This is a genomic window from Georgenia halophila, assembly GCF_039541595.1.
In genome coordinates, this window is record NZ_BAABGN010000008.1 from 48058 (window position 1) to 65155 (window position 17098).

At 73.6% G+C, this 17098-nt stretch carries 12 protein-coding genes; 4 read left to right on the forward strand and 8 right to left on the reverse strand.

Translation table 11 applies throughout. The features are described from left to right. Positions 1-2: 2 nt before the first annotated feature. From ABD907_RS09245 to nirB, 6 genes are read right to left on the reverse strand one after another with little or no spacing between them, the layout of a single operon-like run. Positions 3-1547, reverse strand: a complete 1545-nt coding sequence (locus tag ABD907_RS09245) for an FAD-dependent oxidoreductase (protein ID WP_345215961.1) — start codon at positions 1545-1547, stop codon at positions 3-5. Further along, a complete protein-coding gene (locus ABD907_RS09250; RefSeq protein ID WP_345215962.1) occupies positions 1544-3619 on the reverse strand; it encodes a molybdopterin oxidoreductase family protein in 2076 nt (691 codons plus the stop codon). The genes ABD907_RS09245 and ABD907_RS09250 overlap by 4 nt, the downstream gene beginning before the upstream one ends. Next, a complete protein-coding gene (locus tag ABD907_RS09255) occupies positions 3619-4968 on the reverse strand; it encodes an MFS transporter (RefSeq protein WP_345215963.1) in 1350 nt (449 codons plus the stop codon). The genes ABD907_RS09250 and ABD907_RS09255 overlap by 1 nt, the downstream gene beginning before the upstream one ends. Before the next feature lies 1 nt (position 4969). Next, on the reverse strand, positions 4970-6091 hold the full coding sequence (locus ABD907_RS09260) for a uroporphyrinogen-III synthase (protein WP_345215964.1): 1122 nt from the start codon (positions 6089-6091) through the stop codon (positions 4970-4972). Further along, positions 6088-7107: a uroporphyrinogen-III C-methyltransferase gene (gene cobA / locus ABD907_RS09265; RefSeq protein WP_345215965.1), complete on the reverse strand. Its 1020-nt coding sequence runs from the start codon at positions 7105-7107 to the stop codon at positions 6088-6090. Before cobA ends, ABD907_RS09260 begins: the two co-directional genes overlap by 4 nt. Positions 7108-7109: 2 nt before the next feature. Then, entirely contained in the window at positions 7110-9776 is a 2667-nt protein-coding gene (gene nirB, locus ABD907_RS09270) for a nitrite reductase large subunit NirB (RefSeq protein ID WP_345215966.1), read from the reverse strand. Positions 9777-9938: 162 nt separating this feature from the next. On the opposite strand from nirB, the gene nirD reads away from it, so the two are divergent. Beyond that, complete coding sequence (nirD, locus tag ABD907_RS21240; RefSeq protein ID WP_486334066.1) at positions 9939-10997, forward strand: nitrite reductase small subunit NirD; 1059 nt, start codon at positions 9939-9941, stop codon at positions 10995-10997. 25 nt (positions 10998-11022) lie between these two features. Continuing rightward, positions 11023-11352: a chorismate mutase gene (locus tag ABD907_RS09285; RefSeq protein WP_345215967.1), complete on the forward strand. Its 330-nt coding sequence runs from the start codon at positions 11023-11025 to the stop codon at positions 11350-11352. Positions 11353-11363: 11 nt separating this feature from the next. On the opposite strand, the gene valS is transcribed toward ABD907_RS09285, so the two are convergent. Both valS and ABD907_RS09295 read right to left on the reverse strand, forming a co-directional pair. Continuing rightward, positions 11364-14063, reverse strand: coding sequence for a valine--tRNA ligase (gene valS / locus ABD907_RS09290; RefSeq protein ID WP_345215968.1), 2700 nt, complete (start codon positions 14061-14063; stop codon positions 11364-11366). A gap of 48 nt (positions 14064-14111) precedes the next feature. After that, positions 14112-15230, reverse strand: coding sequence for a carbohydrate kinase family protein (locus ABD907_RS09295; protein WP_345215969.1), 1119 nt, complete (start codon positions 15228-15230; stop codon positions 14112-14114). 40 nt (positions 15231-15270) lie between these two features. Here ABD907_RS09295 and ABD907_RS09300 point away from each other — a divergent pair, with 40 nt between their 5' ends. Then, a complete protein-coding gene (locus ABD907_RS09300) occupies positions 15271-16605 on the forward strand; it encodes a family 4 glycosyl hydrolase (protein WP_486334067.1) in 1335 nt (444 codons plus the stop codon). Positions 16606-16685: 80 nt separating this feature from the next. Then, positions 16686-17078, forward strand: a complete 393-nt coding sequence (locus ABD907_RS09305; protein ID WP_345215970.1) for a cupin domain-containing protein — start codon at positions 16686-16688, stop codon at positions 17076-17078. Positions 17079-17098 lie beyond the last annotated feature (20 nt).

Below are 17098 nucleotides of genomic sequence, written 5' to 3' on the forward strand. Positions count from 1 at the left end.
CGTCAGGGCCCGGTCCCGGTGCCGCTCGGCACGGCGCTCGACGCCGCCCGGGCGGCGAGCCGTTCGCGGATCGTCTCGTGGCAGCCGCCGCAGCCGGTGCCGGCCCGGGTGGCCCGGCCCACCTCGACGACGCTCGAGCAGCCCGACCCGATCGCGTCCTCGATGCTGCCGAGCGTCGCCCCCGTGCAGCGGCACACCGTGCTCTCCGGCCCCGGGGGTGTGCCGGCGGCCTCCTGCCCGGCGGCGTCGAGCCGGAACAGGGTCGTCCGGTCGGCCGGCAGCTCGCCGGCGCGCTCGAAGAGCAGCACCAGCTCGGCGGCCGTGCGGGGCATGCCGACGCAGACCACGCCGGTGAGCCCGCCGTCGCGGGTGACCATCTTGACGTAGCGGCCGTGCTGCGGGTCCGCCCACTGCGCCACGGCCAGGCTGCCGCCGCGCTCCTCGTCCCACGGCTCGGGGGTGGTGTCGCCGGCGGCCACCAGGTCCACGGAACGGGCCTTGAGCAGGATGAGGTCGCGCGGCTCCGGGCCGAGCGGCTCGGGTCCGGCCCCGGTCAGGTGGGCGGCCAACCAGGAGGCCTGCCGCCAACCGGGACCGACGAGGCCGGCCGGGCCGCGTCCCTCCCGGCCGGCGCAGTCGGAGCAGTCGGCGTCGCCGCACAGCACCTCGGCGCAGTCACCGATGGCGAAGACGGTCCCGTCCGGGTCGGCGCGCAGTCCGTGGTCGACGAGGATGCCCTTGCCCACACCGAGCGCGCACGTGCGGGCCAGCCCGACCCGGGCCCGCACACCGACAGAGAGCAGCAGCAGGTCGCCCGTGACCTCCGTGTCGTCGTCGAGCACGAGGGCACGGAACCGCCCGTCGCGGTCCAGCTCGACGCCCGTGGAGACGGCACCGCCGACGACCCCGACGCCCAGTCGGCGCAGCTCGCGGACGAGGACGCGTCCGCCGCCGAGGTCGATGTTGCGGTCGAGCGGCACCCGGCCGGCGAACGCGACGGTCACGTCCGCTCCCTCCTCGGCCGCGGCCAGCGCGGCCTCGAGACCGAGCGCGCCGGCGCCGAGCACCACAAGCCGCTGCCCGGCGCCGACCGCGGCCCGTACGCGTCTTGCGTCACCGAGGTCGCGCAGGGTCGTCACGCCCTCGGGCAGGCGGCGGTGGGTCGGGTCCAGGCCCGCGAGCGGCGGGATGGCGGCGTGGGCACCGGTGGCCAGCACGAGCCGGTCGTACCGGGCGGTCCGCCCGTCGGCGAGGACCACCTGACGGGTGTGCCGGTCGATGGCGGTGGCCGGGGTGTCCAGCATGACCTGCACGCCGTCCGCCCACAGCTCCCGCAATCCGGCCATCGCGATGGCGGCCTCCGTGGTGCGGCCGACGGCGACGTCCCCGACGAGGACGCGGTTGTACGCCGGGACGGACTCCTCGCCGAGCACGAGCAGCTCGATGTGGCCGGCCCGGACGGCGGGACGCAGCTCCTCGACCAGCCGGGCCGCGACGGGTCCGAACCCGACGACGACCACGCGTTCGGGTGCCTCGACGACGCTCATACGGTGGGAACCTCCTCCTCGGGGGTGACGCGTACCGCGGTGGTCTTGAACTCCGGCATCCCCGAGACCGGATCGGTGGCGTCGCGGGTGACGAGGTTGGCCCGCTGCGCGCCGGGGAAGTGGAACGGCAGGAACGCGGTGTCGGGGCGGACGCCGTCGGTGAGCAGCACCCGTGCCCGCGCGGTCCCGGTCCCGCTCGCGACCCGGGCCCACTGGCCGTCGACGAGACCGAGCCGGTCCGCCGTCGCCGGGTGCAGCTCGAGCCGTGCCTCCGGCTGGGCCCGGTCCAGCTCGGGCACCAGGCGGGTCTGGGCCCCGGACTGGTAGTGCTCGAGCAGCCGTCCGGTGACCAGGGTCAGCGCCCCCGGACCGGCGTCCCCGGCCGGGGTGACCGGTACGAGCCGCGCCCGGCCGTCCGGGTGACCGAAGTCCTCGAGGAACAGCCGCGGGGTCCCGACCGAGCCTGCCGGGCACGGCCAGTGCACGCCGTCGCCCGACTCCAGGAGCGCGTAGCCGATGCCGGAGTAGTCGGCCGGTCCGCCGGCCGAGGCCCGGGCCAGCTCGTCGAAGACCCGCTCGGCGGCGGCGTCGAAGGTGGTCGGTGCGTCGAGCCGGCGGGCCAGCTCGGCGAGGATCCACAGCTCGTCACGGGCGCCGTCGGGCACCGCGGCGGCGCGCCGGCGGCGGACCACCCGACCCTCCAGAGTCGTCATGGTGCCCTCCTCCTCGGCCCACTGCGGCACCGGCAGGACCAGGTCCGCCTCCGCGGCGGTCTCCGAGAGGACGAAATCGGCCACGACGAGGAAGTCCAGGCGCCGCAGGGCGTCGGTGACGGCGCCGGCGTCCGGTGCGGACACCGCCGGGTTGGAGCCGTGCACGAGCAGGCAGCGCACGCCGTCGGGCCGGCCGAGGGAGCGCAGCATCTCGACCGCGGGCAACCCCGGGCCGGGCAGGGACTCCTCGGGCACGCCCCACACCCCGGCGACGTGGGCCCGGGCCGCGGGGTCGGTGATGGAGCGGTAGCCGGGCAGCTGGTCGCACTTCTGGCCGTGCTCGCGCCCGCCCTGGCCGTTGCCCTGGCCGGTGAGGGTCCCGTAGCCGGAGCCGGCGCGGCCGGGCAGCCCGAGCAGCAGCGCCAGGTTGATCGCGGCGGTGGCGGTGTCGGTGCCGTTGACGTGCTGCTCGACGCCGCGCCCGGTCAGGACGTAGGCACCACCGCCCGCGAGCCGGTGCGCGGTGGTGCGGATGGTCTCGGCCGGCACCCCGGTGATCCCCGCGACCCGCTGGGGCCACCAGGTGGTGAGGCTGCGCACGAGCGCTTCGTACCCGGTGGTGCGGGACTCGACGAACCCGGTGTCGACCAGCCCCTCGTTGACGATGACGTGGCACAGCCCGAGCAGCAGCGCGAGGTCGGTGCCCGGCGCGGGCTGCACGTGCAGACCGGAGCCGTCCGCCGTCAGGGCCGCCGTCGCCGAGCGTCGCGGGTCGACGACGACCAGCCCCCCGCGCGCCCGGGCGCCGGCGAGGTGCTGGACGAACGGAGGCATGGTGTCGGCGACGTTGCTGCCCAGCAGCATGACCGTCTGGGCGTCGTCGAGGTCCGCGACGGGGAACGGCAGGCCGCGGTCGGTCCCGAGCGAGCGCCGGGAGGCCGCCGCGGCCGAGGACATGCAGAACCGGCCGTTGTAGTCGATGCGGGACGTACCGACACCGACGCGGGCGAACTTGCCCAGCTGGTAGGCCTTCTCGTTGGTCAGCCCGCCGCTGCCGAACACCCCGACGGCGTCCGCGCCGTACGAGGCGCGGGTCCGGCGGATCGCGTCGGCGGCCGCGTCCAGGGCCTCGTCCCAGCCGACCGGGTGGAGCTCGCCGTCGTCGCCGCGCAGCAGGGGCGCGGTGAGGCGGTGGGCCGACGTGAGCAGCTCGGCGGAGGACCAACCCTTGCGGCACAGGCCACCGCGGTTGGTCGGAAAGTCGCGGCCCGTGACCTGGAGCCGGTGCTCGTCCGGGGTGAGGGCCATCGCGCACTGCAGCGCGCAGTACGGGCAATGGGTCTCGGTCGAGGCGGCCATCAGACTCCTGCCTTGGCGAAGGGCGAGCCGGGCCGCAGGTAGCAGACGGCGACGACGGCGGTCATGACGACGTAGGCGGCGACGAAGCCGTGGAACGCGGCGTCGTAGCTGCCGGTGGACGTCACCGACAGGCCGAGGACCTGGGGGACGACAAAACCGCCGTAGGCCCCGATCGCCGAGATCAGCCCGAGCGCCGCCGAACCGGCCCGTTCGCGGCCCCGGACGGCGAAGATTGTCGGGATCATCTTGTAGGTGGCGCCGTTGCCGAACCCGCTCGCGGTGAACAGCACGAGGAACAGGGCCAGGAACAGCCAGAAGTTCGCCAGCGGCAGGGTCAGCACCACCGCCGTCGCCAGGATCGCCATGGCGAGGAACGCCGCGGCTGCCATGCGTGCCCCGCCGTACCGGTCCGCGACCCGCCCGCCCCAGGGCCGGGTGAGCGAGCCGACCAGCGGGCCGAGGAACGACAGCGAGAGTGCCGCCCCGCCGACGGCGAAGGTGGAGAAGTCGGGGAAGACGTCGGCGATGAGCTTCGGGAACACGGCGGAGAAGCCGATGAAGGAGCCGAACGTGCCGATGTAGAGGAACGACATGACCCACAGGTGCGGCTCGCGCAGGGCCGCCAGCGAGCCGGCGACGTCGCCGTGCGCGTCCGAGAGGTTGTGCATGTGGCGACGTGCGCCCCAGGCGGCGACGAGGATCAGCGGCACCCACACCAGGCCGGCGAGGGGCAGGCGGAGCGTCGCGACCGCGCCGGCACTGATGACGATCGGCACCACGAGCTGGGCGACGGCGGCGCCGACGTTGCCGCCCGCGGCGTTGAGCCCGAGCGCCCAGCCCTTCTCGCGGCGCGGGTAGAAGTAGGTGATGTTGGCCATCGAGGAGGCGAAGTTGCCGCCGCCGAACCCGGCCAGCGCCGCGAGGAGCAGCAAGACACCGAAGGAGGTCGAGGGGTCGGCGACGACGACCGCGAGGCCCACCGCCGGCACGAGCAGCAGCAGCGCCGAGATCGTCGTCCAGTTCCGGCCGCCGAGCAGCGGCACCATGAACGTGTACGGGATGCGCAGCGTCGCCCCGACGAGGCTCGGCATGGAGATGAGCCAGAACACCTGCGAGGAGGACAGGTCGAACCCTGCCGCCGGCAGCTGTACGGCGACGATCGACCACAGCTGCCAGACGACGAAGCCGAGGAACTCGCAGAAGACCGACCAGCGGAGGTTCACGCCGGCGATGAGGCGGCCCGGACCGGCCCACTGTGCCGCGTCCTCCGGGTCCCACCCGTCGAGCCAGCGTCCGGGCCGCTCACGGAGCCCCCGGACGGTCGAGCCGTACATCTGCTGAGCTGTCATGTCAGGCCTCCAGTCGGTACCCGCGCTTGACGACCGTGGCCACCAGCCGTGGGTCGGGCAGCGACTGGCGCAGCCGGGTCATCGCCATGTCGAGCGCGTGCTCGTTCCCGCCCTCCGGCAGGTGCTTGATGAGCTCGGCGCGGCTGAGGATTCCCCCGTGGGCGGCGACCAGGGCACGGAAGATCGCCAGCGGTGCCGGGGCGAGGGTGCCTTGGGCGCCGTCGAGCACGACGGAGCGGCCGCGCAGCTGCACCGGCCCGAGGCCGGTGTCGACCTCGGTGACGTGGTGCTCGGCCAGGTGCTCGCACACGAGGCGGATGAGCGCCCCCATGCGATACCGCTCCGGGATGATCGGCTCGACGCCGGCCGCCAGCAGCGGACCGGCCGTCACGGGGCCGACGGCGGCCGCGACGACGTCGGTCCGAAAGGCCTCGAGAAGCCCATCAAGGTGCCCGAGCGCGGCGGCACGTCCGAGGAACGCGTCCACGGCCGGTGCCGAGGTGAACGTGGCGACGTCGATCTGGCGCGAGCGCACCGCGTCGACGAGTCGTGGGAGCTTGTCCACCCCTTCAGGCTCGACCCAACGGTAGGGCTCGACGGTGAGGACGGTCGCGCCGGCGTCGCGAAGCCGGTCCAGCTGCTCGCTGTCCGTGTACCCGTGCAGCTGGACCGCGACCGTCGTGCCTGCCACGCCCTCGGCAAGGAGCATGTCGACGACGGAGGAGGTCCGCTCGTCGGAGGCGATGCCGGTGTCGTTGAGACCGGCGGCGCGCACGGCACCGCGGGCCTTGGGCCCGCGGACGAAGACCCGCGAGTCCTCGAGGCGCGCGACGAAGTCCTCGCCGACACCGGCCGCGTCCGCGGCCTCCATCCAGCGACGCATCCCGTACGCGGTGGTGACGACGGTGACGTCCGGACGGGCCTCGACCAGCGCACGGGTGTCGGCGACCAGCTGGACGTCCTCGGCCACCGGCGCGATCTGCAGCGCCGGCGCGTGCAGGACGTCCGCGCCGCGCCGCTCGAAGGCGGCGATGAGGTCGGCGGAGCGCCGGTCGGAGGTCACTCCCACCCGGAAACCGGCGAGCTCCGGCCCGGTGTCCACGGCCGCCGCGGGGGCGGTCACGCGCTCGCCCCGGCGAGGGTGTCGACGGCGCCGGCCAGCTCGGCGGGACAGCCGCGGCCGAGCCGGACCACCTCGCCGATGACCACGACGGCGGGCGAGGCGCAGCCGGCCACCGCCCCGCGCGCGGCCTCCCCGAGCGTCGCGTACGTCGTCGCCTGGTCCATGCGGTAGCCGCGCTCCACCACGGCGACCGGGGTGGTATCCCGCAGACCGGCCCGGCGCAGACCCGCGAGGAGGTGGTTCAGGGTGCCGATGCCCATGAGGACGACGATCGTGCCGCCGAGCCCGGCGAGGTGGGCGTGCTCGGCGTCGGTCAGCGGGGCGTGCCCGGAGACGACCGTGAAGGTGTGGGTGACGTCGCGGTGGGTGACCGGGATGTCGGCGGAGGCGGGCACCGCGATCGCGCTCGTGACGCCGGGGACCACGGACACCGGGATGCCGGCGTCCAGGGCGGCGCCCAGTTCCTCGCGTCCACGACCGAAGACGAACGGGTCGCCGCCCTTGAGACGGACGACCGTCTTGCCGGCACGGGCGTGCGCGATCAGCATCTCCTCGATCTGCGCCTGCGGGACGGCGTGGTGGCCGGGCCGCTTGCCGACGTCGACGAGCTCCGCACCGCCGGTCAGCTCGCGCAGCTCCCGCCAGGGCGACAGCCGATCGTGCAGGACGACGTCGGCCTCGCGCAGCGCGGTGCGGGCGGCGACGGTGAGGAGCTCGGGGGTGCCGGGGCCGCCGCCGACCAGCACGATCTGCCCGCCCGGAGCGGCGGCCTGCTCCGTCACGACGACACGGCGGCGGCCCAGGTCGGTGACGTGCGGCCTCCAGGCGGGGTCGCCGTCGGCCACGGCGACGGCGAGCGAGACGCCGTCGAGGTCGACGCCGGCCGCCTCAGCGGGCGAGGTCGCGGCCCGGACGGTGGCGCCCGCGGCGGCGTAGCGGCGCAGCGCCCGGCGGGAGGCGTGCGCCTCGCCGAGGACGAGAACGGTGTGACCGGTGAGGTCGGCGTCGAGCAGCACGCTCAGCCCTCCTGGTCGCGGACGGGGATGTGCAGGCCGGCGACGAGCACCGGTGCCTGCGGGGCGGTGGGGTCCGGCTCCACGCCGGGCTCGAGGACCCCGTCGCGCTCGGCCTCGGTGGCCGGGCGTCGCTGGTCGCGCTCGCGGACGTAGACGGTGGTGTCGTCGGGCTCGGTGGGGGCGTTGACGAAGGAGCGGAAACGGCGCAGCCGGTCCGGGTCCTTCAGGGTCGCGGCCCACTCGTCCTCGTAGTTCTCCACGTGGCGGGCCATGGCCGCCTCGAGGTCCGCGCCGATGCCGAGCGAGTCCTCGACGACGACCTGGTGGACGTGGTCGATGCCGCCGTCGAGGTCGGCCATCCAGTGCGCGGTGCGCTGCAGGCGGTCGGCGGTGCGCACGTAGTACATGAGGTAGCGGTCGATGTACGTGATGAGAGCGTCGTCGCCGAGGTCCCTGGCGAGCAGCTGGCCGTGCGCGGGGTTCGCGCCGCCGTTGCCCCCGACGTAGAGGTTCCAGCCGTCGGAGGTGGCGATGACGCCGACGTCCTTGGCGCGGGCCTCGGCGCACTCGCGGGCGCAGCCGGAGACGCCCATCTTGAGCTTGTGCGGCGAGCGCAGGCCGCGATAGCGCAGCTCCAGCTGGATGGCCATGGACACCGAGTCCTGCACGCCGTAGCGGCACCAGATGGAGCCGACGCAGGACTTCACGTTCCGCAGTGCCTTGCCGTAGGCGTGGCCGGACTCGAAGCCGGCGTCGACGAGCTCCTTCCAGATGTCGGGGAGCTGCTCCAGGCGGGCGCCGAACATGTCGATCCGCAGCGCGCCGGTGATCTTGGTGTACAGGCCGTACGTCTCGGCGACGCGGGCGATGACGGCGAGCTTGGCCGGCGTGATCTCGCCGCCCGGCACCCGGGGCACCACCGAGTAGGTACCGTCCTTCTGCATGTTGGCCAGGGCGCGGTCGTTGGTGTCCTGCAGGGCGCCGCGTCCGGCGTCGAGCACGTACTCGGTGTGCTGCGAGGCGAGGATCGAGGCGACGGTCGGCTTGCACACGTCGCAGCCCCGTCCGGTCCCGAACCGGGCGAGGATCTCCTCGAAGGAGCCCAGCCCGACGGCTCGGACCGACTCGAACAGCTCGGCCCGCGACATCGGGAAGTGCTCGCACATGGCGTTCGAGACCTCGACGCCGGCCTTGGTCAGCTCGGAGTCGAGGGTCTTCTTGAGCACCGGTAGGCACGAGCCGCACTGTGTGCCGGCCCGCGTGCACGACTTCAGCGCGGCGATGTCGTGGCACGGTGCCTCCACCCCCGGGCCCTCGCCGGCGATGGCGGCGCGCACGGTCCCGACGGAGACGTTGTTGCAGGAACAGAGCGGTGCGTCGTCCGGCAGCTCGGTGTCCGGCGCCTCACCGCCGCCCGCCGAGAGGTAGGCGCCGGGTTCGCCGCCCAGCTCGCGGCCGAGCAGCGGGCGCAGCGACGTGTAGGGCGTGGCGTCGCCGACGAAGATGCCGCCCAGCAAGGTCTTGGCGTCGTCGGTGGTGACGATCTTCTGGTACAGGCCACGCGCCGGGTCGGCGTAGACGATCTCGAGCGCACGCTCCGCCGTGGCGAACGCGTCGCCGAAGCTGGCGACGTCGACCCCGGCGAGCTTGAGCTTGGTGGCGGTGTCGGGGCCCGGGTAGGTGGCGGACCCGCCGGCCAGCCGGTCGGCGCACACCTCGGCCATCGTGTTGGCGGGGGCGACCAGGCCGACGCACGTGCCGTCGTAGCAGGCGACCTCGCCGATCGCCCACACGCCCGGGACGGACGTGGCGGTGGTCTCGTCGATGACGGCGCCGCCGCGGGGCCCGATCTCGAGCTCGGCCTCGCGCGCCAGCTCGTCGCGGGGCCGCACCCCGATGGCGACGACGACCATCTCGGCCTCGATCGGGTCGTCGTCCTTCAGGGCCACGCCGATCACGGCGCCCGACTCGTCGACGAGCACGTCGGTGGGCATGACGCCGCAGCGGACCCTGAGGCCGGCGGAGTCGATGAGGCGGCCGAGGGCCTGGCCGCCGCCCTCGTCGATCTGGGCGTTCATGAGCCAGCCCGCCACGTTGACCACCGTCGGATCGGCACCGAGGTCGGCGAGCCCGCCGGCCGCCTCCAGACCCAGCAGGCCGCCGCCGGCGACGACGACGCGCGGCGGCCGGCCCAGCTCGACACGCAGTCGCTGCACCTCGGCCGCGATGATCGCGACATCCTCGAGCGTGCGGTAGACGTGGGCCGCCTCCGCGCCCGGCACGGGCAGGGTGGCCGCCTTCGACCCGGTGGCGAGCACGAGGTCGTCGTAGGCGAGCCTCTGCTCGCCGTCGGGGCCGGTGGTCCGGACCGTGCTGCGGGCGGTGTCGATCGCCGTCGCGCGGGTGCCGGTGCGCAGCTCGACGGCGGGGCTGTCCCACAGCTGCCGGTCCAGGGTGAGGTCGACGGGCTCCGAGTCGGTACCGGTGAGCGCCCTCGACAGGGCGACGCGGTCGTAGGGCAGCCACGGCTCCTCGGTGAGGACGGTCAGCCGGGTCGGGATCGGCGCGTCCAGGCCACGAGCACACATCGCCTCGACGAACCGGTTGGCGGCCGGGCCGCCGCCCACGACGACGACGTGGCGCTGGGACTGGCTGGTGAAGGTCGGCATGCTGCCCGACCGTAGGCGGGCGCCGTTTCGCCGCCGTCTCCGCGGTGTAAACCGGCCGTGACATCGGCTTCACGGGTCGGCGCAAGAGGTGTGAGGAGAAGTTTACGGACCCGCAACAGGCCTCGTTCGGTGGTGAAACATGGCGAACCTAGCGTCGCCGCCATGACTGACACGCTCGTGGATGTCCATGTACCGACCGTGCAGACCTGGCACCAGGTCTGCCGCCTCGACGACCTCGAGCCGGCCTGGGGCGAGGCGGCGGTGGTGGCCGGCCGTCAGGTCGCGCTCGTCCGGCTCGGGGACCGGACCGTGCGCGCCGTCGCCCACCGCGACCCGGACACCGGCGCCCAGGTGATGGCGCGCGGCATCGTCGGTTCCCGGGTCGTCGACGGCGAGGACCGGCCGACGCTGGCCTCACCTCTGCACAAGCAGGTCTACGACCTGGCCACCGGCGCGTGCTACACCACCGAGGAGCTGAGCCTGGAGACCTATCCGGTGCGGGTGGTCGACGGGATCGTCGAGCTCGGCCTGGTGACGGCGCCGGCAATGCTGGCCTGCTCGCACGGCACCTCCTCGCCGGCCGGGCGGGCGGCGATCTCCCGGCTCGTCGCGGCGGTGAGCGAGCGTCGCCCCGACGTCCGCGTCGAGGCCTCGTTCGTCGACGTCCAGGAGCCCGACGTGCCCACCTCGCTCGCCGGCCTGGGGGAGCGGGACGTGCGGGTGGTGCCGCTGCTCCTCTCGGCCGGCTACCACGTGCACGTCGACCTCGCCCGGGCGGCCCGCGAGGCGCCCGCCGCCGAGGTGACGGCGGCGCTCGGGCCGGACATGCGCCTCGCCGCCGTCCTCGCCAGGCGTCTCGCCGATTCCGGCCTGCGGCGTGGCGACCGGGTGGTGCTCGGGTGCGCCGGGTCCTCGGACGGCCGCGCCGTCGAGGACTGCGAGGAGACGGCCCGTCTGCTGGCGGCCCTGCTGGGCCGGCCGGTGAGCTGCGGATACATCTCGGCGGCGAGCCCCAGGCTGGCGGACGCGGTCGCCCAGGCCCGCACCGAGACCGCCGACGACGCACGCGTCGTGGTGGCGACGTACCTCCTCGCGCCGGGCTACTTCGCCGACCTGGCCGCCGGGTGCGGCGCCGACGTGGTGACCGAGCCACTGCTCACCGCGGAGGGCGAGCCGCCCGCCGAGCTGATCGAGCTGGTCCTGGAGCGTTTCGGCGCCTGACCATCGGCCCTGACATCATGGGCCCATGACGAGCCTGACCGCCCACCGCAGCGACGAGCCCGCCGACGTGCCGGAGGCGCTGCGCACCGCCCGGCGCACGATCGACAACATCGACGCCGCGCTGGTGCACATGCTGGCCGAGCGGTTCCGCTGCACCAAGCAGGTCGGAGTCATCAAGGCCGACCTCGGGCTGCCGTCCTCCGACCCCGAGCGGGAGCGCCGTCAGGTGGCGAGGCTGCGCGCGCTGGCCGAGGAGGCCGGCCTGGACCCGGTCTTCGCCGAGAAGTTTCTCGGGTTCATCGTCGAAGAGGTCATCCGGCACCACGAGGACATCGCGGCCACGCGCGGGGACTAGCCCCGGAGGGACTAGCGTTTCGGCGGCGGGTCGTCCAGCTCGCTCTCGACCACGGTCGCGGCCGCGCCGTCCGGCCCGCCCAGGACCTCAAGGTCGCCGCGCACCCGACCCGCCGCGCGCAGGTCGCCGAGCGCGGAGTGGACCATCTCGATCGCCTCGGCGGGCAGCTGGAGGCGAACCCGCGCGAACGTCGTGCGCTGGGAGACCTTGGCCTCGGACTTGACCTTGCGCAGGGCCGCCAGGGCGGCGCCGCTGACCTGGACAAGGCGAGCGTCGCCGGCCGTGTCGTGCGAGCTCGCCGCGGCGCGCAGGGAACCCGCGGTCGGCCAGCCGGCGCGGTGGACGGATCCGGTGCGGTACCAGCTCCAGACCTCCTCGGTGGCGAACGGCAGGACCGGGGCGAAGAGCCGCAGGAATGTGTCGACGGCGATCGCCAGCGCGGCGCGTGCCGAGGCAGCCTCGGAGCCCGGCAGGACGCCGTCGCGGTTGTAGGCGCGGTCCTTGACCAGCTCGAGATAGTCGTCGCAGAACGTCCAGAAGTAGGTCTCGGTCGCCTCCAGCGCACGGGTGTGGTCGTAGTTCTCGAACGCTGCCGTGGCGGTCTCGACCACGTCCGCGAGCCCGGCGAGCATGGCCCGGTCGATCGGGGCCGTGACGACCCCCGGGTCCAGCACCAGGTCGGCGTCCCCACCCATGGTGAGTGCGAACTTCGAGGCGTTGAGGATCTTGATGGCCAGGCGACGGCCGATCTTCATCTGGCCGACCTCGAACGCGGCGTCCGTCCCGAGGCGGGCCGAGGCCGCCCAGTACCGGACGGCGTCCGAACCGTGCTCCTCGAGGAGCGTCATCGGAGTGACGACGTTGCCCTTGGACTTCGACATCTTCTTGCGATCGGGATCGAGGATCCACCCGGAGATGGCGGCGTGCTTCCACGGCAGCGCACCGAACTCCAGGTGCGCGCGGACCACCGTCGAGAACAGCCAGGTGCGGATGATGTCCTGGCCCTGGGGTCGCAGGTCCATCGGGTAGACCCGCTCGAACAGGTCGGTGTCGCGCAGCCAGCCGCCGGCGATCTGCGGGGAGAGCGACGAGGTCGCCCAGGTGTCCATGATGTCGACCTCGCCGACGAAGCCGCCGGGCTTGCCGCGCTGGTCCTCGGTGTAGCCGGCGGGGACGTCGATGCTGGGGTCGATCGGCAGGGAGTCCTCGCCGGGGCTGAGGACGGCGTCGTGGTCCACCTCGCCGTCGTCCCCGACCCCGTACCAGAGGGGGATGGGGACGCCGAAGAACCGCTGCCGGGAGACGAGCCAGTCGGTGTTGAGGCCGCCCACCCAGTTGTCGTAGCGGACGCGCATGAAGTCGGGGTGGAAGTCCAGCTCCCTGCCCCGGGCGATGAGGTTCTCGCGGATATCCGTGCCGTTGCCCTCGGTGTAGGGGCGACCACCGTTGCGGATGTACCACTGGCGGGAGGTCACGATCTCGAGCGGCTTGTCGCCCTTCTCGAAGAAGTTCGCCTTGCGCTGGACCGGCTTGGGTTCGCCGATCAGGTCGCCGGAGGCCTGCAGCGCCTCGACGGCGACCCCGCGGGCGGAGAACGTCGTCTTCCCGGCCATCTCGGCGTAGGCGTCGCGGCCCGCCTCGGTGGTGATCCACTCGGGCGTCTCGCGCACGAGGCGGCCGTTCTTGCCGACGATCGGGCGAGTGGGCAGATCGAGCTCGCGCCACCACTGGACGTCGGTGAGGTCGCCGAACGTGCAGCACATGGCGATGCCTGCGCCCTTGTCCATCTCGGCGGCCGGGTGGGCCAGGACGGGCAGCTCGACACCGAAAACGGGTGAGGTGACCGTGGTACCGAACAGCGGCTGGTACCGCTCGTCGTCCGGGTGGGCGATCAGGGCGACGCAGGCCGGCAGCAGCTCGGGCCGGGTGGTCTCGATGGCGACGGTCGACGGACCGCCGGCGGCGTCCTTGCGATGGAACGTCACCTCATGGAAGTGGCCCGGGTAGTCGCGTGCCTCGAGCTCGGCCTGGGCGACGGCGGTCTGGAAGGTGACGTCCCACAGCCCAGGGGCCTGGGCCTGGTAGGCCTCGCCGCGCGCCAGGTTGCGCAGGAACGCCGCCTGGGCGACCTGCTGGGCGTCCTTGCCGATGGTCTGGTAGTGGTGCCGCCAGTCGACCGAGAGGCCGAGGTAGCGCCAGAGCGCCTCGAACTGCTGCTCGTCCTCGACCGTCAGGCGCTCGCACAGCTCGATGAAGTTCCGGCGGCTGATCGGGATCTGGTCGGCGGCCTTGACCGACTTGCCCTCACCGCCGGTGTGCGGGGGTTCGAAGTCGGGCTCGTAGGGCAACGAGGGGTCGCAGCGGACCCCGAAGTAGTTCTGGACGCGTCGCTCGGTGGGCAGGCCGTTGTCGTCCCAGCCCATCGGGTAGAAGACCGCCTTGCCGCGCATGCGGTGGTAGCGGGCGAGGACGTCGGTGTGGGTGTAGCTGAAGACGTGGCCGACGTGCAGCGAGCCGGAGACCGTGGGCGGCGGGGTGTCGATGGAGTACACCTGCTCGCGCGGGGCCGAGCGGTCGAAGGCGTACGTGGCGTCCTGCGTCCACCGCTCGTTCCAGCGGTCCTCGAGACCGTCGGTGCTGACCTTGTCCGGTACCGACGGCGACGGGAGGTGCTCGGCGTCGTCACGGGTGGTCAGCTGTGTCTCGTTCATGGTTCCGGATTGTTCCATGCAGGCGCAGGTGGACGTGTCCGGGTCTCGTCAGTCACCCGCACGAACGGTCGGCGCGGGGCCGGAGCCGCCCGGGTCCACGTCGGAGAACCGCGCGATGGTGGCGTCGGCCCGGCGGACGCGGGCGAGCGGGTGCCCGGTCAGGGCGTCGTCGAGGAACTCGTAGTGCTCGGCGGTCTCGCGTGCCGCCATGTCGCCGGTTCGGGCGGCCGCGACGGTGCCGTGCCACCAGTCCGCGATATCGCCCCAGCCGGGCGCGGCCAACGATCCGCCGAAGTGCCGGACCGCCAGCGCCGAGCAGAGCACGGCGAAGCGCAGGCGTCGCTGCAGGTCCCAGTCCTGCAGGGTGCCGGTGACCAGGGCGGCGGCGAAGACGTCACCGGCACCGGTGGCGTCGAGCGCGTGCACCTCGAGGGGTTCGACACGCACCTCCTCGCCGGTCGAGGCGTCGACCGCGACGGCGCCGTCGCCACCCATCGTCACCACGGCGAGCGGAACATGGGCTGCCAGTGCCCGGGCGGCGTCGACGGGGGTGTCGGTGCGGGTGTAGCCCATGGCCTCGACGGCGTTCGGCGTGAAGGCGTGGCAGCCCTCGAGCATCGCGAGCCGTGCGGGGTCCCAGCTCTCGTCGGGGTCCCAGCCGGCGCCCGCGAAGACCAGCGAGCCGGCGTCGGCGACGGTCTGCCACCACGGGTCCGAGCCGGGGCCGGTCAGCTCGGCCACGACGGCGCGGGCCGGGCGCGCGGAGGCGACCAGCGTGCCCGCCGGTTCGGGTCCGTCGTGACCGTGGCTGATCATGGCGCGGTCACCGTCGAGCGCGAGGGAGACCGTGACGGAGGTGTGCCAGTGCCGGTAGCGGCGCGAGGCGCTGAGGTCCACGGCCTCCTGCTGTCCAAGCACGTTCCAGAGCCAGTCGGCGTAGGCGTCGTCGCCGAACGCGGCCGCGAGCCCGGTTCTGGTGCCGAGCCGGGAGGCGGCGACGGCCAGGTTCGCGATGCCGCCGGGGGCGGTGCCCATGCCGTCCGCCCAGACCTCGGTGCCCGCGACCGGTCCGTGGGGCAGGCCGGTGAAGACGAGGTCGAAGAAGACGGGTCCGGTGACCAGGAGGTCGAGTGGTCCCGGGGTGGGCTCCTGCTCGGCGTTGGTCATGATGGCCATGATCCTGCCATCCGGGACTAGCGTGGCGACAGTGAAAATGACGATTCTGGGCGGCGGCGGGTTCCGAGTGCCGCTCGTGTACGAGGCGGTGGTCGCCGCCCGTGAGCGCGTGGCCGTGGACGAGGTGGTCCTGCACGACGACGACGCGGCCCGTCTGGAGGTCATGAGACAGGTCCTGGCGCAGCTCGGCGGAACGCCCCGGGTGACGGCCACGACCGAGCTCACCGTCGCCGTCGCCGGTGCCGACGTCATCTTCTCCGCGATCCGGGTGGGCGGCACGGCCGGGCGCACGCGTGACGAACGGGAGGCGCTCGCGGAGGGCCTGCTCGGCCAGGAGACGGTCGGGCCGGGTGGCCTGGCGTACGCGATGCGCACCGTGCCGGTGGTCGACCGGATCGCCGAGACGATCGCGGAGCATGCGCCGCAGGCGTGGACGATCAGCTTCACCAATCCCGCCTCGATCGTCACGGAGGCGATGCGCGACCACCTGGGGGAGCGGGTGGTGGGCATCTGCGACACCCCGATCTCACTGGTGCGGCGGGCGCTGCGGGCCGTCGGCCGGGATGCGCGGGCGTTCGACACCGGTGCCGTGGAGATCGACTACGCGGGGCTGAACCACCTCGGCTGGCTGCGTGGCCTGCGGGCCGCGGGGGGCGGGGAGGACCTCCTCCCGGGGCTGCTCGCGGACGACGCGGCGCTTGCGGGCCTGGAGGAGGCCCGGCTGATGGGTCCCGACTGGTTGCGGACGATCGGCGCGCTGCCCAACGAGTACCTGTACTACTACGACTTCACGCGGGAGGCCGTGGCCGGGATCGCGGCGAGCGAGCGCACCCGTGGGGAGTTCCTGCTGGCGCAGCAGGCGTCGTTCTACGAGCGGGCGGCCGCCGAGCCCGAGCGTGCGTTGGAGCTCTGGCGGGCGGCGCTCGCCGAGCGGGAGGCCACCTACATGGCCACGGAGCGGGAGTCGCAGGACGCGGGGGAGCGGGCGGAGGAGGACCTCGGCGGCGGATACCACGAGGTCGCTGTGGACCTCATGGCGGCCCTGCTCGGCGGCGAGGAGCACCGGATGATCCTCGACGTGGGCAACGCTGCGCCGGACGGTTCGCCGATCGTGGCGGGCCTGCCGGCGGACGCCGTCGTCGAGGTGCCGGTGCGGGCCGACGGCGCGGGTGTCCGCCCCCTGGCAGGGACCAGCCCGCTGGAGCCGGTGATGCTCGCGCGGGTGCAGGCGGTCAAGGCCTGCGAGCGGCTCGTCATCGAGGCGGCGCGGTCGCGTTCGGAGGAGACGGCGTGGAAGGCCTTCGCGTTCCACCCGCTGGTGGACAGCGCTGCCGTGGCCCGGCGGCTCGTCGAGCGCTACCTGTAGTCCCGGGCTGCGGGCCCCCGGCTGCGCGCGTGGGTGACCTGCGAGAAGGTTGGAGCCGCAGTCCCGACGAGGAGGAGCACATGAGCATCCACCACTGGTCGCCCGACGACGCGAAGGAGTCGACCGACTACCGGCGCGTGCTGTGGACCGGAGAGCACAGCCAGATGGTCGTCATGACGATCGAGCCGGGGGACGACATCGGGGAGGAGACCCACCCCGACAATGATCAGATCCTCAGCTTCGTCTCCGGGTCCGGCAAGGCGGTCGTCGACGGCGACGAGAAGTTCGTGGCGGCCGGCGATGTCGTCGCGGTGCCCGCCGGCGCGCAGCACAACTTCATCAACGTCGGCCACAGCCCGCTCGTGCTCTACACCGTCTACGGTCCGGCCCACCACGCCGATGGTGCGGTGCATCCGACCAAGGAGGACGCCGAGGCTGCCGAGGCGTCCGGTCAGGACGAGCCGCCTGGCTGAGCAAGGTCGCCGTGCGCCGG